The following is a 17,105-nucleotide window of genomic DNA, read 5'->3' on the forward strand; positions in this document are numbered from 1 at the left end:
CCGGGTCAGGCGGGCGCGGGACGTTCCTGGAGGAATCCTGGCTGGATCGCGAACGCTGCGGCGCCCGGCAATGCTGCCGCGCCGAGGAACATGGGTATCCATCCCAGCGCGTCGGAGATAAATCCAGCAACGGCCGGTCCGATGACGCTGCCGGTGCCCGCGACAAGCAAGGCGAGCGTGAAGCTGACGGAGGGCAGGGACGGGAAGAGCCGCTCGCACCAGAAGGCCAGAACGGCGCTCGTCATCATCACGAACACGCCTTGAAGCCCGGCCGAGAGCACGATCGCAACCCAGCTTGCCGGGGCCAGCGCTATCAGCGCGAGAGAAAGCGCCGATATCCCCATGAGACCGCGCAGCAACCAGGCCAGATTGATCAGCCGCTTGACGCGGCCCGTGAAGAGGCCGGCCAGTCCGCACACGCCGTACACAACGAAGATCAGGCCGGCGGCCATCCCGGCAGGAAGACCCGCGCTGCCTTCGGCCCCGGCAATCCGGTCCGCGGCAAAGGTGATGTAGATGGCCGACGTCGTCCCGAAACACAGTCCGGTGCCCAGGAGCGGCAGAATGACGGGCTGAACGAGGTCGCGGATGCTTCGGGGCGGGTCTTGTGCGCGGGCGGTGGTCCCGGCGCTGCGCAGCGCGGCCCAGTTGGCGAGAAGTGCGCCGGCACTGGCGAGTGCGAACGCCGCCCAGCAGAGCCGCCACGAAATCCCGCTGGCGCTCAGGAGCAGCGCAGAGGCTCCGGCCACAACGATACCCACACTCGTGCCGGTGCTGATCAAGGACAGCGCGGCCGGCCGCGTCGCATCGTCCAGGCTGCAATGAACGGCGGCGTTGAACGGCGTCCATGAAAGGCCGGCGCTCGACATTGCGAGAATGACGCCGAGGCACAGCACTGGCAGGTTTGGCGCGGCCGCGATGATCGCCAGCCCGGCGGTGGCCGCGATCAGGCCGCAGATGACCGGCAGGCGGGCTCCGCGCTGCGACGTCATAAACTGGGAAACCAAGAGCGCGAGAACGAAGCAGAGGAAGCCGAGGCTTGAGATCAGGCCCGCTGTCCCGGTCGACATCGAGAATGCCGGCTTGAACTGCGGCAGGAACAGGCCAAAGCCCATTCTCGCCGGCCCGTAGGTGATGGCCGTCGCCGCGAAGCCGGCTGCCGAGAGCGTCCGGAAAGGCGTCATGCCCTAATAACGGACAGACCCCGGATCGGGTTCGCCGTGGCGTGAGAAGGTGTCTGCTCAGCGTGCGTCGCGTCAACGCACGAAAAAGCCCCGGTCCGCGCTGGACCGGGGCTTTCGCGTTCAGGCAAAGGCGCTGGACCTAGCCGTCATGGGCCTGGATGAAGCTGCGCACATCTTCGCCCATCGTTTCGATGGAGGGCTGGTGCAGATACATCATGTGGCCGGCGTCATAGTATTCCAGCTCGATCCGGGACGGATCGGAATAGCCGGGACGCTGCAGGGTCAGTTCGGTGGCGTAGAAAGGCGTCGCCAGGTCGTACAGACCGTTCAGGGCCAGCACGTGCAGGTCCTGGTTCTGGCGCATGGCCCGCTCAAGCCAGGGCGAGACATTGACGTAGGAGTTGCGTCCGCCGCCCTGGCCTGCGTCCCAGTTCCAGTCGCGCACGCCGCCGAGCGTGGTGTAGGGGCGCTGGATGTCGACGCCGAGCTCGCGGGTGTAATAGTCCAGCATCGCCGCGGTGTAGGCCCCGTCAATGCCATAGCCGGACGGATCGCCTTCGGGACGGTCGGAGATGGCGTCCGGTTCCATGCCGGTAAAGCGGCTGTCGAAGCGGCCCACCGAGACGCCCTGGTCGCGCAGCAGTTCGACGCGGAAGTTGGACAGGGTGACGCGCATGTTCGCGCGGCGGATATAATCCTCCGACAGGCCGATGAAATCGGACAGGCGGGCAATCACCTCGTCCTTGCGCTGCGGGTCGATATTATTGCCCCGCGTCAGGGCCGGCAGGTAGACGTCGCTGGCGAAATCGCGTGCCTCGTTCAGGAAGGCCTCGCGGTCGTTATTCCACGCGCTGCGGTCGACCCGGTTATGGTGCCACGCCGTCGCGGCATAGCCCGGCATGATGCCGACAAAGCCGATATCGTTGCCGTTGTCGGTCGCATCCATCTTGAAGTCGAGCACGGTGGAGATCAGCACGATGCCGTTGATCGACACGTCGTTCCAGCCCGCTTCCAGCTGGCCCATCAGGGCGCCGGCGCGCGTGGTGCCATAGCTTTCGCCGAGGATGAATTTCGGCGAGTTCCAGCGTCGGTGCTCGGTCAGCCAGCGGCGGATGAAGGCCGCGACCGAGGCCGCGTCCTCTTCCACGCCCCAGAATTCCTCTTTCGGGTCGGTGTCGCCCAGCGCCCGGCTCCAGCCGGTGCCGACCGGATCGATGAAGACCATGTCGGCGACGCCGATCAGGCTTTCGGGGTTGTCGCGCACGTCGAAGGGGGCCGCGCCGTCATCGCCGCCCTCGGAGGGCAGAACGACGCGCTGCGGGCCGAACACGCCCATGTGCAGCCAGAGCGAGGCCGAGCCCGGCCCGCCGTTGAAGATGAATGCCACCGGGCGCTCGCGCGGGTCGAAATTGCCATCGCGGAAATAGCTGGTGGAGAAGATGGACCCGGTCGGTGTCCCCTCTTCGTCTTCCAGATAGGTCTCGCCGGCCACGACGCGGTAGCGCACGCGCTCGCCCTGCACATTCACCTCGCCGGTGCTTTCCCAGGACTGCGCCTCTGGAATGTCCGCATTGGCGGTGGCGGACGTGTCGTCCTGCGCGGTGGCGATGCCGCCGGCAAGGAGAACCGCGGACAATGCGGCCCCGATCATGTGTTTCATAAGGTAACTCCCCGATTATGATGTCCGATTTTCCGCTTGGAAAAGCCGAACTCCGCGCTCAGACCGTGTCTGGCGCGGCTCCGTGACTGGATCGCCAAAGGGCTTGGTGATGCGTCCCGCATGTCCCGGCAGTCGCAATCTGCGAGCTGCCATGCGGGCAAGGCCGCCGCTCCCCCTCCCGATGGATCAATCACTTGAAACCATACAGGGCGCGCCGGGACGGGGCCAGCACGCACAGATTACCATGTCTTCATGTCGCGCCCGGCTTGGCGGTTCGCGGTCCGGCTTGTATGGGAGAGCCATGAATTACCGACACGCTTTCCACGCGGGAAATTTCGCCGACGTGCTCAAGCACGCCGTGTTGACTCTCTGTCTCGCGCATCTGGGCAAGAAGGCGAACAAGCCGTTTGCCTATATCGACACCCATGCCGGGATCGGCCGTTACGACCTGTCCGGCAGCGAGGCCCAGCGCAGCCCGGAATGGCGCGACGGGATCGCCCGCCTGCTCGCGGCGGAGCGCCCCGAAGAGGTCGACCGCGTCCTCAAGCCGTATCTCGATACGGTCAGGGCGCTGAATGGGGGCACGGGCGAGCTGACCTCCTATCCCGGCTCGCCGGCGATTGCCGCGCACATGATGGGGCGCAGCGACCGGCTGCACCTGTGCGAGCTGCACGAGGCGGATTCTGTGACGCTGGACCGTCTGTTTGCGACCGACCGCCGGGTGAAGGTGGAAAAGCGCGACGGCTATCGCGCGCTGAAAAGCCTGCTTCCACCGAAGGAGAAGCGCGGCCTGGTGCTGGTCGATCCACCCTTCGAGCATCGTGACGAGATGGCGCACATGGCCGAGGCGGTGGTCGACGCCATCCCCCGCTTCGACACCGGAACCTATATCTTCTGGCGCCCGCTGAAGGACATGTGGGCCGCCGAGCGCTTCGATGTGGGCCTCGCCGAGTGGCTGCTCGCCGAGCAGGGTCTGCAGCCGGAGAAGATCCTGCGCGCGGACCTCTGGGTGCGCGATCCGGCCAGCGAGGGCAAGCTCTCCGGCGCCGGCGTGTTCGTGGTCAACCCGCCCTTCACGCTGGAGGAGGATCTGCTCTTTGTCCTGCCCTGGCTGTGCGACCTGTTTGCCCGCGACGAGGATGCGGGCTGGCGCCTGGATGGCGGCATCACCGAGGACAGCCTGGCCGTCGACGAGTTCTAGCGCGCCGAGTTCTGGGCCGGGCTCCCGGCTGCTATCCCTGCCGGACGCCGGCATCCTGTCCGTCCTCGTCTTCGTCTTCGTCAGGGGTGGCTCCGAACAGCTTGCCGCGCTCGGTCACCAGGACCACGACCAGACAGCTCGCCCCCAGCCCGACCATGCCGAGCAGCACGGGCGTCACCGTCCCGTCGAAGGTCTGCCCGATGAGCGAGCCCAGCACCGCGCCCGAAATGGAGGTCGCCGCGCCGTAGAGGGCGGCCGCCGTTCCGGCCCGCCGGCCGGCCGGCTCCATGACCAGTGCCGAAAAATTCGCGCCGATCAGGCCGAAGGTCAGCATGCCGCTGCCCAGCAGGATGTAGTAGAGCCAGAACGGCACCGGCCCGGCGAGCGAGATCAGCGCGTGCGCGCCGTTCACCACGATGAAGCCGATCAGGGCGGCATGGGAGATCTTGCGCATGCCGAAGCGGCGCACGATGCGCGCATTGGTCATGGTCACCGCCGCCAGGCCGAGCGCGATGCCGCCGAAGGCCACACCGAACCAGGCGTCCAGCCCATATATGCCGGCGATGATCTGTTCTGACGTGGCGATGAAGGCAAAGAGCGCACCGAAGATGAGCGAGCTGGCGATCATGTATCCCAGCGACATGCGGTTGCTGGCGGCGAGCAGGTAATTGCGCAATGCCGGACCGAGACGGACCGCGATCGCGTCCTCCGGGTTGAGCGTTTCGGGCAGGCGCCGTCCCATCCAGACCAGCAGGATCGCGCTGCCCAGCAGCAGCACCAGGAAGATGGCCTGCCAGTTCCCGGCCAGCAGGATGAGCTGGCCCAGTCCCGGCGCCAGGATCGGTGCGGCCATGAAGACCGTCATGGCAAAGCTCATGATTTCGGCCATGCGCCGCCCGGACACCAGATCGCGCACCACCGCCATGGCCACGACGCGGGTTGCCGCGGCAGCAGCGCCCTGCAGCGCACGGGCGGCCAGCAGGATGGCAAAGCTCGGCGCGATCATGCACAGCGCGGTGGCGATCACATATCCGACGAGCGCCCACATCAGCGTGCTGCGCCGGCCGATGGAGTCCGCGATCGGCCCGAAGGCGAGCTGGGCGATGCCGAAGCCGAACACATAGGCGGTGATGACCAGCTGGCGATCATTGCCCGGCGCGCCCAGCGCCTGCCCGATCTCCGGCAGGGCAGGCAGCAGCACGTCGATCGACAGTGCGTTCAGCCCCATCAACGCCCCGACCATTGCAATCAGCTCGGCTACGCGGAGCGTCGGGCGTTTGGGGTCTGGTGCGTTCAGGCGTGTGTTAGTGGAAGGGGGCAGACTCAATAATCCGGCTCGCTGTCATAGGGCCACCCCGGCGGATAATCGTCCGGCACCTGGCCGGGGAAGGCCGGTGAGCGTTTTTCGAGGAAAGACATCACGCCCTCCTGGGCGTCCGCGCTCATGCCGCGCCGCAGGATGGCGCGCGTTTCCTGGCGGTGCGCTTCCATCGGGTGGCTGGCCCCGAGCATGCGCCAGGTCATGTGGCGCATCATGGACACCGAGACCGGCGCGACATTGTCGATAAACTGACGCGCGCGCTCACGCGCGGTCTCCATCAGGAGGTCAGGCTCGACCAGGGTGCCGATCAGCCCGCGCTGGTGCGCTTCGTCGGACAGGAAGGTGCGCCCGCTCAAGGACCAGTCCAGCGCGGTTTCGATGCCGACGACGCGCGGCAGGAACCAGCTTGCGCACCCGTCCCAGGCAATGCCCCGGCGCACGAAGGGATAGGCCATCTTCGCGCCCGGCACGCCGATGCGCACATCCATGGGAAGGATCATGGTTGCGCCGATGCCGACCGCCGCGCCGTTGATGGCCGCGATCACCGGTTTCTCGCTGTTCCAGATGCGCAGGTTGAGAATGCCGCCCGTGTCGCGCCAGCGCGGATCGGTCTCGTCGAATTCACCCGCCTCTTCGGCGTGCGCGACGGCGTTGAACGTCTCCGCGCCCGCGCTGAGGTCGGCGCCGGCGCAGAATGCGCGCCCGGCTCCGGTCACGATGACGGCGCGCACGTCGGGATCGGCATCGGTCCGGTCGAAGGCGTCGCATAGCTCGGTGCACATGTGCGGGGTGTAGGCGTTCATCGCGTCCGGGCGGTTCAACGTGATGGTCGCGATCTGGTCGCTGACCTCCATCGCGATCGTGGAAAAGGCCGGCTTGCTCATCGTCTTCCCCCCGGAAGCTATCGTTCGGCGGTCCTTTCATTACCGGACCTTGTGCGCAAGTAGACCGGCTCCGACCTCCCATTGCAATCAAACACATGCCTCGAGCTGCCAATCGTGTCCGCCGCGGCGGGCACTGTCATCGCCAGGGCATGGCCAACAACCTTTTGCGGCCTATGTGCGTTATGGCTCAATCTGGGTAGGGTATGTGGTCGTGCAGGCGACGCGACAGTCCTGCCTGTTTCCACGGGAGCCTCCATGACCGACAACGACAGTCCGAAGAAGCGAGAACAGGACGCTGCCGAAGGCAGTACCGTGGAAGGACGCAAGGCCGAGCGCGAAGTGGAAGAGCGGCTGCGCCTCGGCGCGCTCGCCATTTTCGAGATCGTGCGGCGCGAAGGCGCCGAGGAATTGCGCCGCCCGGCGAGCTCGCTCTGGTGGTCGGGTGTCGCGGCCGGCATGGCCCTGGCACTCTCGGCGGCCGGGGCGGCGATGTTCACCGCCGCCTTGCCGGACAGTGCCCCGACCCGGCTCCTGGTCCCGATCGGCTATGTGATCGGCTTTCTCATCGTGATCTTCGGACGGCTCCAGCTCTTTACCGAGAACACCATCGCCGCCGTCTTCCCGCTGGCCGCCGCCTTTTCGAAGGACAACTGGATCCGCGTCGGCCGGCTGTGGGCCATTGTTTTTGCGGCCAACATTGCCGGCGCGCTCGGCGCAGCGGCGGTGTTCAACTTCACGCCGATGCTGGAGCCGGGAATCTTCGATGCGCTCGTCAGGGTGTCCGAACACGCCGTGGTGCAGCCCTGGCTCACGGTCTTTGCCCGTGCGGTACCGGCCGGGTTCCTCATCGCGGCGCTTGTCTGGATGATGCCGAGCGCGAAGGGCAGCGAGTTTCTGCTGATTTCAAGCGTGATCTACGTTCTGGTGCTGGGTGGCTTCACCCACGTCGTGGTCGGCGCGACGGAGGCGTTCACCCTGCTCATGGACGGCCACATCACCCTTCTCAAAGCGACGGTCGGGTTCATCCTGCCCGCCCTTCTGGGCAATGTGATCGGCGGCGCGGCTCTGTTTGCCATGCTCGCCTACGCGCAGATTCGCGACGAGGTGCGCACCGGCCTGCGCGACGAGATGATCTAGGGCGGGGAGGCTAGGACGCGAACGTCCTAGACGTTGAACTTGAACATCATCACATCGCCGTCCTGGACGATGTACTCCTTGCCTTCCTGGCGCAGCTTGCCGGCTTCGCGCGCGCCGCTCTCGCCGCCCTGGGCGATGTAGTCGTCGAACGCGATGGTCTCGGCGCGGATGAAGCCTTTTTCAAAGTCGCCATGGATAACCCCGGCGGCCCTGGGCGCGCTCCAGCCCTTGCGGATGGTCCAGGCGCGCGCTTCCTTGGGACCGGCGGTGAAATAGGTCTGCAGGTCCAGCAGCTCGTAGCCGGTATGGATCAGGCGGTTCAGGCCCGGCTCTTCAAGGCCCAGGCTCTCCAGGTATTCCTCGCGCTCTCCGGCATCCAGCAGCGCCAGCTCGGCCTCGATCTTGGCGCTGATGACGACGCAGGCCGCGCCCTCTTGCGCGGCGCGCTCCTGGACCTGGCGCGAATAGGCATTGCCGTCCGCCGCGCTCTCCTCGTCGACATTGGCCACGAACAGTACCGGCTTGGAGGTGAGAAGCTGCAGCATGCGCCATTCGCGCCGCTCGTCCTTGGGCACTTCGGCATGGCGCGCCGGACGCCCGTCCTGCAACTGCTCCAGCGCCAGGTCGATCAGGCCGATCTGGGCCTTGGCGTCCTTGTCGCCGGATTTGGCTTTCTTCTCCGCGTTGGCGCGGCGCTTTTCCAGGCTCTCCATGTCGGCCAGCATCAGCTCGGTCTCGACCGTCTCGAAATCGTCGAGCGGGTCGACCTTGCCGGAGACGTGGGTCACGTCCTCGTCCTCGAAGCAGCGCAGCACGTACACGACCGCGTCGACCTCGCGGATATTGGCCAGGAACTGGTTGCCCAGGCCTTCACCCTGGCTGGCGCCTTTGACCAGTCCGGCAATGTCGACGAAGCTCATGCGCGCCGGAATGATGTTCGCCGACCCGGCAATTTCGGCCAGCTTGAACAGGCGCGGTTCGGGCACGGCGACCTCGCCGACATTCGGCTCGATGGTGCAGAAGGGATAGTTGGCCGCCTGCGCCGCCGCCGTCTGCGTCAGCGCATTGAACAGCGTCGACTTGCCCACGTTCGGCAGTCCGACAATGCCGCATTTAAAGCCCATGACGCGCGTCTCCTAGCTTGGCTCAGGCGCGCCGTATAGGCCAACCGGGCCCGGTAAGGGAAGGGCATTGCCTGTGCGGGCCTCAGCAGGGACATGCCCAGGCCTGGCCTCGAGGTTTCAGGAGGGGCCCCAAAACGAAAAGCCCGAGCCGCAAGGGACTCGGGGGAGGAGCAGATGAAGGCTCGGGCTTTCCTGTCGGGACCGCTGCCGGGGGAGGGGAAGGGTCCCGAATGCGATGTCTAGCGGTTTTGCGGCGCCATCGGTTCGTCGACGTCGCTTTCCGCCTCGGCATCGACATCATAGCTCACGGACCAAGCGACGAATTCGTTGTCGCTCAGCGTGCCGCTATCGTCGATGTCGTAGGAGTCGATATCGTCCTGCGTTGCGTCAGGGGCGATTTCCTGCAGCTCGGCGAGGGTGACTTCGCCATTGGCGTCGGCGTCGACCTCGGCGAACTCCGGGGCCTGAGCCATGGCCGCAGCGGTGCCCAGCAGGGCGGTGGCAGAAACGGCAATCAGGGTTTTCATCGTTCACTCTCCGATATGGTCGTCCGGCTGTCGTTACCGGACGCCCTCTCAACGCTCCGAATGTGATGTGCGATCCCGCTGGGCCGATGACCATTTCGGGGTCATTTCAAGGCAGGATGCGGCCCGATCGTGGCACACGGCCTGGCGACACTTGCGACGCTGCAGCGCAGGCTCAGTCCGCGTCGCCGCCGGGGGCCGGAGCAAGATGGGTCACCTTGGTCTGGAAGGCATCTTCCTGTCCCTCCGCCAGCAGCGGCAGGGCGCGCGTGATGGCATCCAGCATCGGGCCGAACCACTCCTCGGCCTCGGCCTTGGAAAAATCGGACAGGACATGGCCGGTGACCTTGTCCTTGTGACCCGGGTGACCGATCCCGATCCGCCCGCGCTTCACCCCCGGTCCGACATGGGCCAGGATGGAGCGCATCCCGTTATTGCCGCCATGGCCGCCGCCGGTCTTGAAGCGGAACTTGCCGGGCGCAAGATCGATCTCGTCGTGGAAGACGACAATGTCCTCCGGCGCGATCTTGTAGAACTCGGCCGCCGCGCGCACCGACAGGCCGGACTCGTTGTAATAGGTCTGCGGGCGCAGCAGCAGCGCCTTCTTCGGACCGGATGATGTCTGGATCTGGCCCTCGGCGAGATGGCCCTGGAATTTTTCGCGCCACGGTCCGAAACCGTGATCCTGGGCGATGGCTTCGAGCACCAGGAAGCCGGCATTATGCCGGTTGAACGCATACTTCCCGCCCGGATTGCCCAGGCCAACGATCAGCAGCATGGCTCACGCCTCCGGTTTCCAAACAGAAAAAGGGCGGCCGGCGAAATTCGCAACAGGCCGCCCCTTTTATCTCTAGCCCGATTGAGGCGCGACTTACTCGTCGTCGCCTTTCTTGGCTTCGTCCTCGGCATCGTCTTCCATGACGCTGTCGTCGGACTGTTCGATGACTTCGGTCTCGATGTCTTCGTCGGGAGCTTCCTCCTCGACGAGCGCGCGCGACGACTGGATGGTGGCAATCGTGAAGTCACGGTCGGTGATCGACGATTTGACCTTCTCGGGCAGCTTGACCGAGGAGATGTGCACCGAGTCGCCGATCTCGTAGCCGGACAGATCGACCTCGATCGCGTCCGGGATACGCCCGGCCGGGCAATCGATCTCGATAGTGTGACGCACCACGTTGAGCACGCCGCCCTGGTCCAGACCCGGAGACTTCTCTTCGTTCAGGAAGTGGACCGGTACCTCGACCGTGATCATCGAGTGTTCGTTCACGCGGTAGAAGTCGATGTGCACCGCTTCGTCGCGAACCGGGTGGAATTGCACGTCGCGCGTCAGCACGGACTGCTTTTTGCCGTCATGATCGATCTCGATCATGTTGGACAGGAATTTGCCGGACTTGATCGCCTTGACCACTTCATTGGCCTTCAGGCTGATCGCGACCGGGTCCTGGCCCCCGCCATAGAGAACCGCGGGCACACGGCCCTGGCGCCGCGACTCGCGGGCGCCGCCTTTGCCGGTGCGCTCGCGCACTTCAACGGAGAGAACGATATCGCTCATCGGTCCGGTCCTTATACATACGATCTCAAACGCGAATGCCGCGGTCCCGCCGGAAGGACGTGCCGCGGCTTTCGGTTGCGCGCCGGGCCTGTCCCGTCGCGTTTCGAGCGGCGGCTAATAGCCGATCCCGCGAACACGCGCAACCGGGCTGGCATGTGAAAAACCGGCGCGAAGCAGGCGCGCCGGTTCTTCAAGGCCATGTCTATACGCTTGAAGCCTACTGGTCGAGGCTGGATGTGTCGTACATCGCGGTGACTGCGCCGTGATATTCGTCCCAGTCGACGCCGTCGTCATCATCGGTGTCGAACTCGTCGAAGCGCTCGGCATAAAAGCCGTCATCGGCCTGCCAGTTGCCCCATTCTTGTTGCGAGATGGAACCGTTGCCATCGGTATCGATGGCCTGGAAGGCCTGCTGCAGGTGGGATTCGAACATGGCTGCGGCGTCACTGGACGCGCCGTGCTCGTCGCCGCTCATGTGGTGGTCGGCGTGGGCGGCGGTGCCGGCAAGACCCAGCGTGGCGGAGGTGGCGATAATGGTCAGACGTTTCATCAATCAGACTCCTCGTTCGACTTCTGCCAGCCGCACACCATCGTGCGGATGGCTGTGCCCCGATCAACGTGTGAGGCGGACAGCCGTTCCGGCAAATCGCGAGGCGCGAAGCCTAGTCGAAGAGTTTGGAGACCGATTCCTCGTTTGCGATCCGCCGGATCGCTTCGCCAAGAAGGGGCGCGACGCCCAGCACGCGGATATTCGGCGCGGCGGCGCTGCGCTCGCGCACATCGATGGAGTCCGTCACCACCAGCTCTTTCAGCACCGAGCTTTCGATGCGCTCCACCGCCTTGCCTGACAGCACACCGTGCGTGATGTAGGCGGAAACTTCGGCCGCGCCCTGGTCCTTGAGCGCCGCGGCCGCATTGCACAGCGTGCCGCCCGAATCGATGATGTCGTCGAAGATGATGCAGCGCCGGTCTTCGACCTCGCCGATGATGTTCATCACTTCCGACACTCCGGCGCGCGGCCGGCGCTTGTCGACAATGGCGATTTCCGCGCCCAGGCGCTGGGCCAGCGCGCGTGCCCGCACCACGCCGCCCACATCCGGCGACACGATCAGCAGGTTGTCGGTCTGATAGTGCTTGCGGATATCCTGTTCGAAGACAGGCGTGGTGAACAGGTTGTCGGTCGGGATGTCGAAGAAGCCCTGGATCTGGCCGGCGTGCAGGTCGAGCGTCAGCACCCGGTCCGCCCCGGCGCGCGCGATCAGGTTGGCGACCAGCTTGGCGGTGATGGGCGTGCGGCCGCCGGTTTTGCGGTCTTGGCGCGCATAGCCGAAATAAGGGATGACCGCGGTGATGCGACGGGCACTCGCGCGCGACAGCGCGTCGATGCAGATCAGCAATTCCATCAAATGGGTGTTGGCCGGCTTGGAGGTCGGCTGGATGAGGAAAACGTCCTCGCCGCGCATGTTCTCGTCGATGCGGCAGAAGAGTTCGCCGTCGGCGAAGGTTTCGATCTCGACATTGGACAGCGGCGAGTCGAGATAATCGGCTATGGTCTTGGCCAGAGGCTTGTTGGCGTTGCCACACATGAGCTTCATGGCAGGTTATCCCTTCGCTTGCCGCATCTGCCGCGGCTCATAGCAGAGCTTTGGCAGGGCGCAAAGGCAGCGCTGCGGATTCTCGCGCACATGCGCGCATTAAGCCGTGGACGGACCAAGTCCGGCCGGTGGCGGCAAGCCCTCCGAAGACAGACAGATCGCCTTGAACAGCGTGCCCATCTCGTCCTCCGCCGTCAGCCGGTCGAGCTGACGCAGCAGGGTTTCGCGCTTCTCCGGCACCTTGGCCGCCAGCATGTTGGTACGTTGCGCGATGCCGAGCGCAGCCAGGTAATCGCGTTGCGGCGTCGGGCCATACACCGACAGCCCGGCACTGCGGGCAGCCTGGCTCAGAACCTCAAAATCGACCCGCGCAGTGAGGTCCGCCGTACCCGGCCGGTCCAGCGGATCGACCTTCTCGTGCGCCCGGATCGCCTGCAGCGTATCCCCGGCCTCGCTGGTGTCCGGTCCGTAGTCGATGAACAGGGCGCGGCCGGGATGATTGGTGAACCGGGCCGCCAGCGCTTCGACCATCTGGTGATCGCCGGGGCGCAGCTCGGCCAGCGTGCCGTCCGGGCCGCTCCGCAGCGCGGGCGCGATCAGCTCCAGGTCGGCGTCGGCGAGCTGAGGGCCCGGCACGAAGGCGAGCCGGCTCTTGTCCTCGGGATGCAAGCCGACACAGCGCTCGCGCCAGAGGCCTTGCGTACGCACGGCCTGACGGATCGGCAGGCAGTCCAGGAACTCGTTGCCGACGACCAGGCTCGGCCCGGCCGGTGCCCGCTCGATGCGGTCGGCCCAGCGGATCTGCACCGGGCTTTCGGCCAGCGTCTCGCCCTGCACCATTTTCAGCGCGGGGCTCGCCTCCACCAGCGTCACTTCCATCGCATTCACGAAGCCGGGCACGACCCGCGCCGTGCGCAGGATGTCGTGCATCAGCGTGCCCTTGCCGGGGCCGAGCTCGATGAGCTGGACGCGGGCGGGCGAGCCCATGTCGATCCAGGCCTGGGCCAGCCACAATCCGATCACCTCGCCGAACATCTGACTGATTTCCGGGGCGGTGATGAAGTCGCTGCCGGCCCCGATCGGGTCTTTCGTGGCGTAAAATCCGGCCACCGGATCGAACAGGGCCTCGGCCATGAAGGCGGAAACCGGGATCACCCCTTCGCTGGCGATCCGGTCCATCAGGCGTTGACGAATGCGCGCTTCGGGCAGGTCGGTCTCGGTCATCCGTTCTGACGGCTCTTGGCAGCTTCGGACGCGGTCTCGGCCAGGTTGCCGGGCCGGTCGTCAGGGCGTGTCTTCAGCGCCCGCCAGATCAGCACGGCTCCCACCAGGATAAGCGGCAGGGACAGGATCATCCCCATCGTCACATAGCCCTGCAGGGCTTCGGGCATATGCGTGTCGGGTTCGCGCACCAGTTCGACCAGCGCGCGGAACAGGCCATACCCGGCCAGGAAGACGCCAGCCACCAGCCCGGGACGCGACAGCGCCCGCCACTTCCAGATCAGCACAGCGATCACCGTGAACAGAACCAGGCCTTCCAGCGTGGCCTCGTAGAGCTGACTGGGGTGACGCAGCGCGCACTCGGGATCGCCGGCAAAGCGCATCGCCCAGGGCAGGCCCGGCGCCTCGCGGCCCCACAGCTCGCCATTGATGAAATTGGCCAGACGGCCCAGCAGCAGCCCCACCGGCGTGGCCGCCGCCACCGCATCTGCGGTGCGCGTCACCTCTACGCGGTGCGCGCGGCTGGTGAAGAAAATCGCCAGCGCCACGCCGATCAGGCCGCCATGAAAGCTCATCCCGCCTTCGGTGATGCCCGTAGCGATCCACAGCGGACGCTCCCAGATCGCCGCAGTCTGGTAGAACAGCACATAGCCGATCCGCCCGCCGGCAATCACGCCGACCATGATCCACAGCAGCAGATCGTCGACGAAGGCCCGGCTCATCGGAGCCGCGACCGGCTTGGGGTGTGTGGTCCACAGGCGCGGGCGGCGCACCAGCTGGTTCACGTACCAGAGGCCGAAGAACAGCCCGGCAATGTAGGCGAGCGCGTACCACCGTATGGGCAGGCCTTCGAGGCCGAAGAACGGGAAGGGGATTTCGACCAGCACCGGGTCCAGGGCGAGGGTCGGAATGCAGCGGGCCAGCATGAGCGGGGCTCCCAAACCATGCGCCCCGGAGCCAGGATTGCCGGGGCGGTAACTGTGTACGACGACGCGGATCGTTGCGCGACCCGCCCTCGAAAGCCTATATGGTCCCCTATAGCAGAGCACACGGTGATGTCATGCAGTCGCGCAACCCGATTTTTGCCGATATCGCAGACCTGATGACCGACGCCTTCGGCGCGGCGCAGGCAGCAGGGGAAGAAGCCCGGACGATGTTCCGGGCCAGAGCCGAACGCATGGCGTCCGATCTCGACCTGGTTAGCCGGGAAGAGTTCGATGCGGTCAAGGCGCGTCTCGACGCGCTCGGCGCCGAAACCGAATCGCTGCGGGCTCGAATCGCCGAGCTCGAGGGGCAAAAAGCAGCCCCGTCCAGGAAACCGTCATCGGCGAGCAAACGCCCGGCGGCGAAAAAGTCTTAAACGCGAACAGTTTAAATCCTTGGTCGCGGATCGTGCTTGCGCGGGTGGCACTCGCCTGCCTAGCCTGCAGCAAGACGTGCGATCGCACCGAGGGGAGTGAAGGTCATGGAACTCAATCAAGACACGCTCACCTATGAGGCCGACCCGCTCGAATGCGTGGAGCAGGCAGTCATTGCCGAGCAATACGCCTATGAGCGCGACGATACCGAGCTGCATATCGCGGTTCCCGGCGCCTGGCGCGATCATCAGATCTGGTTTGCCTGGCGCCCGGAGCTCGACGCGCTGCATATTTGCGGCAGCCTTGAACTCAAAGTGCCCGAGAAGCGTTTCAGGGAGGCGTGCGAGCTTGTGAACCGGCTCAACGAGCGGCTCTATCTCGGTCATTTCGAGGTCTGGAGCGAAGATGGCTCGGTGATCTTCCGTCATGCGCTCGCCGTACCGGGCGGTGAAGGCATTTCTCCGGCGGCGGCAGCAGGGCTTATCGGGGCCGCCAAAGAAGCCGGGGAGCGTCTCTATCCCGCCTTTCAATATCTCATCTGGGGCGGCAAGAGCGTCTCCGAGTCCGTCTCGGCTGCGATGTTCGATACCGCCGGCGAAGCATAACAGGACAGGTTTATGACCAATCAACGCAATGGCCGTCTGGCTCTGGTCGGAGTCGGACGCATGGGTGCGGCTATGGCCGCGGGCTGGCTCCGCAAGAGCGAAGGCGGCGTTCCCGCTGACAAGCTGCTCTTCGTCGAGCCCGAGCTGCAAGGCCCGGCCAAGGATCTCGCCGACAAATATGGCGTCCAGCACCTGACCCAGCTTGATGCGGAGACCGCGAAGACCGTCGATACGATCATTCTCGCGGTCAAGCCGCAGGTGATGGAAAAAATCCTGCCCCAGCTCAGCGAAGTCGCCGGCGAGGACACGCTGATCGTGTCGGTCGCGGCCGGCATCGGTCTGCGCGCCTTCGAGAAGGCCTTCCCGGGCCGTCCGATCGTGCGCAACATGCCCAACGTGCCCGGGGCTATCGGCAAGGGGATCAATGTCGCCATCGCCAACGAGCGGGCCGACGAGCTGAAACTGCGCGACGAGGCCGAAACACTTCTGAAAGTGACCGGTCCGGTCGAATGGCTCGAGGAAGAGCGCCTGATGGGCGCGGCGACCGGCGTGTCCGGGTCCGGCCCGGCCTATGTCTTCCTGATGGCCGAAGCGCTCGCGCGTGCCGGCGAAGCCGAAGGCCTGCCTGCCGACCTTGCCGAGCGCCTGGCCGTGGCCACCGTCTCGGGCGCCGGTGCCATGCTCGAACAGTCGCTGGCCGACGGCAGTGCGAGCGCCGCCGATCTGCGCCGTTCGGTCACCTCGCCCAACGGCACGACCCAGGCCGCACTCGACGTCCTGATGGGTGAAGGCGGCCTGCCCAGCCTCATCCACAAGGCCGTGGCCGCGGCGGAAAAGCGGAGCCGCGAGCTCGGCAGCGCCAAGAACGACAAAGGGTAGGCCCTTCTATCCCGCGAAGAGGCCGGAGGGGCCGAGGTCGAAGGGCACCCGCCCCCTCAGTCAGCTGCACTGACAGCTCCCCCGCAAGCAGGGGAGCACACCGGCGTCTGCGCTGACGATGAGCAAGCAGCCTCTGCGATGTCCTCCCCCGTTCACGGGGGAGGTGTCGCCGGAGGCGACGGAGGGGGCGGGATCGAAGAGAACCTTCCTTCATCTGTCCTCCCACCCCCGCGCATGGTATCGTCTCCGCGTCAGGAGACACCGCCATGTCGAATGTGAAGACCCGTACGATCAGCCTACCAGAAGCCGACGCGGCGTTTCTTCAGAAGAAGGTCGCGTCCGGCGAATACGGCTCCGAAAGCGAAGTCATCGAGGCTGGCCTGGATGCCCTTCGCGAACGCGACGAAGTCATCGAACGCTGGCTGGTCGAGGAGGTCGCGCCCACCTACGACGCCGCGATGGCCGATCCGGGGCGGGCAGTTTCAATTGAACAGACCTTTGCCGAGCTGCGTGAACACAGCGCTTCCTTCCGCCCGGACGACGAGTGAAGCGCTACAGCGTCGTTTTCGAAGTGGCAGCAAGACGCGACCTGCGCAATCTTCATGACTGGATCGCGCGCAAATCCGGCGTCCGGGTTGCGATGGGCTTCATGGAGCGAATTCGATCTTACTGTGAGGGCTTCGAAATCGCTCCCGAGCGCGGACGTCAGTGCCCCGATATCCGGCCTGGGCTCCGGCTTGTCGGCTTCGAGCGGTGCGTGACCATTGCCTTCACGGTCAACGGTGACCTAGTGGTGATCCTGCGAGTTATATATCGCGGCCGGGACCTGGAGAGATTGCTGGGCTGAACCCGCCGCGCCC

General features: G+C 65.6%; 19 protein-coding genes. 7 read left to right on the forward strand and 12 right to left on the reverse strand.

Annotated features, from left to right (window positions below; genetic code table 11):
- Positions 1-5 precede the first annotated feature (5 nt).
- The gene (locus E5162_RS00315) at positions 6-1,184 is read right to left on the reverse strand and encodes an MFS transporter (RefSeq protein ID WP_135942970.1); all 1,179 of its coding nucleotides are present in this window, start codon (positions 1,182-1,184) and stop codon (positions 6-8) included.
- A 139-nt stretch (positions 1,185-1,323) separates the two neighbouring features.
- On the reverse strand, positions 1,324-2,844 hold the full coding sequence (locus E5162_RS00320; protein WP_233342041.1) for a S10 family peptidase: 1,521 nt from the start codon (positions 2,842-2,844) through the stop codon (positions 1,324-1,326).
- Positions 2,845-3,145: 301 nt separating this feature from the next.
- On the opposite strand from E5162_RS00320, the gene E5162_RS00325 reads away from it, so the two are divergent.
- The gene (locus E5162_RS00325; RefSeq protein WP_135942971.1) at positions 3,146-4,045 is read left to right on the forward strand and encodes a 23S rRNA (adenine(2030)-N(6))-methyltransferase RlmJ; all 900 of its coding nucleotides are present in this window, start codon (positions 3,146-3,148) and stop codon (positions 4,043-4,045) included.
- 31 nt (positions 4,046-4,076) lie between these two features.
- Here E5162_RS00325 and E5162_RS00330 read toward each other — a convergent pair whose 3' ends face one another.
- Both E5162_RS00330 and E5162_RS00335 read right to left on the reverse strand, forming a co-directional pair.
- On the reverse strand, positions 4,077-5,372 hold the full coding sequence (locus tag E5162_RS00330) for an MFS transporter (RefSeq protein WP_233342042.1): 1,296 nt from the start codon (positions 5,370-5,372) through the stop codon (positions 4,077-4,079).
- Positions 5,369-6,250: an enoyl-CoA hydratase-related protein gene (locus E5162_RS00335; protein ID WP_135942972.1), complete on the reverse strand. Its 882-nt coding sequence runs from the start codon at positions 6,248-6,250 to the stop codon at positions 5,369-5,371. The genes E5162_RS00330 and E5162_RS00335 overlap by 4 nt, the downstream gene beginning before the upstream one ends.
- A 255-nt stretch (positions 6,251-6,505) precedes the next feature.
- Between E5162_RS00335 and E5162_RS00340 the strand changes: the two genes are divergently transcribed.
- Positions 6,506-7,387 (forward strand): formate/nitrite transporter family protein, encoded by an 882-nt coding sequence (locus E5162_RS00340; RefSeq protein ID WP_135942973.1) that lies wholly within the window; start codon positions 6,506-6,508, stop codon positions 7,385-7,387.
- 26 nt (positions 7,388-7,413) lie between these two features.
- Here E5162_RS00340 and ychF read toward each other — a convergent pair whose 3' ends face one another.
- The 8 genes from ychF to lgt all read right to left on the reverse strand — a co-directional run bounded on the left by ychF (position 7,414) and on the right by lgt (position 14,329).
- Positions 7,414-8,511, reverse strand: coding sequence for a redox-regulated ATPase YchF (gene ychF / locus E5162_RS00345; RefSeq protein ID WP_135942974.1), 1,098 nt, complete (start codon positions 8,509-8,511; stop codon positions 7,414-7,416).
- A 239-nt stretch (positions 8,512-8,750) separates the two neighbouring features.
- Positions 8,751-9,038, reverse strand: coding sequence for an EF-hand domain-containing protein (locus E5162_RS00350; protein ID WP_135942975.1), 288 nt, complete (start codon positions 9,036-9,038; stop codon positions 8,751-8,753).
- A 172-nt stretch (positions 9,039-9,210) separates the two neighbouring features.
- The gene (gene pth, locus E5162_RS00355; RefSeq protein ID WP_135942976.1) at positions 9,211-9,813 is read right to left on the reverse strand and encodes an aminoacyl-tRNA hydrolase; all 603 of its coding nucleotides are present in this window, start codon (positions 9,811-9,813) and stop codon (positions 9,211-9,213) included.
- Between the two features lie 93 nt (positions 9,814-9,906).
- Complete coding sequence (locus E5162_RS00360; protein ID WP_135942977.1) at positions 9,907-10,587, reverse strand: 50S ribosomal protein L25/general stress protein Ctc; 681 nt, start codon at positions 10,585-10,587, stop codon at positions 9,907-9,909.
- 217 nt (positions 10,588-10,804) lie between these two features.
- Positions 10,805-11,137 (reverse strand): EF-hand domain-containing protein, encoded by a 333-nt coding sequence (locus tag E5162_RS00365; RefSeq protein ID WP_135944096.1) that lies wholly within the window; start codon positions 11,135-11,137, stop codon positions 10,805-10,807.
- A 112-nt stretch (positions 11,138-11,249) separates the two neighbouring features.
- Positions 11,250-12,182, reverse strand: coding sequence for a ribose-phosphate pyrophosphokinase (locus E5162_RS00370; RefSeq protein ID WP_135942978.1), 933 nt, complete (start codon positions 12,180-12,182; stop codon positions 11,250-11,252).
- Positions 12,183-12,281: 99 nt separating this feature from the next.
- Positions 12,282-13,406, reverse strand: a complete 1,125-nt coding sequence (locus E5162_RS00375) for a class I SAM-dependent methyltransferase (RefSeq protein WP_135942979.1) — start codon at positions 13,404-13,406, stop codon at positions 12,282-12,284.
- Positions 13,403-14,329, reverse strand: a complete 927-nt coding sequence (gene lgt / locus E5162_RS00380; RefSeq protein ID WP_135942980.1) for a prolipoprotein diacylglyceryl transferase — start codon at positions 14,327-14,329, stop codon at positions 13,403-13,405. The genes E5162_RS00375 and lgt overlap by 4 nt, the downstream gene beginning before the upstream one ends.
- Before the next feature lie 134 nt (positions 14,330-14,463).
- On the opposite strand from lgt, the gene E5162_RS00385 reads away from it, so the two are divergent.
- The 5 genes from E5162_RS00385 to E5162_RS00405 all read left to right on the forward strand — a co-directional run bounded on the left by E5162_RS00385 (position 14,464) and on the right by E5162_RS00405 (position 17,092).
- The gene (locus E5162_RS00385; protein ID WP_135942981.1) at positions 14,464-14,763 is read left to right on the forward strand and encodes an accessory factor UbiK family protein; all 300 of its coding nucleotides are present in this window, start codon (positions 14,464-14,466) and stop codon (positions 14,761-14,763) included.
- Between the two features lie 105 nt (positions 14,764-14,868).
- On the forward strand, positions 14,869-15,366 hold the full coding sequence (locus tag E5162_RS00390) for a type III secretion system chaperone family protein (protein WP_135942982.1): 498 nt from the start codon (positions 14,869-14,871) through the stop codon (positions 15,364-15,366).
- A 12-nt stretch (positions 15,367-15,378) separates the two neighbouring features.
- Positions 15,379-16,245, forward strand: coding sequence for a pyrroline-5-carboxylate reductase (gene proC, locus E5162_RS00395; protein WP_135942983.1), 867 nt, complete (start codon positions 15,379-15,381; stop codon positions 16,243-16,245).
- 266 nt (positions 16,246-16,511) lie between these two features.
- Entirely contained in the window at positions 16,512-16,793 is a 282-nt protein-coding gene (locus E5162_RS00400; protein ID WP_135942984.1) for a ribbon-helix-helix domain-containing protein, read from the forward strand.
- Positions 16,790-17,092 (forward strand): type II toxin-antitoxin system RelE/ParE family toxin, encoded by a 303-nt coding sequence (locus tag E5162_RS00405; RefSeq protein WP_135942985.1) that lies wholly within the window; start codon positions 16,790-16,792, stop codon positions 17,090-17,092. The genes E5162_RS00400 and E5162_RS00405 overlap by 4 nt, the downstream gene beginning before the upstream one ends.
- The last annotated feature ends 13 nt before the right edge of the window (positions 17,093-17,105 follow it).

Origin of the sequence: Marinicauda pacifica, assembly GCF_004793635.1 — a bacterium.
Lineage (GTDB): Bacteria > Pseudomonadota > Alphaproteobacteria > Caulobacterales > Maricaulaceae > Marinicauda > Marinicauda pacifica.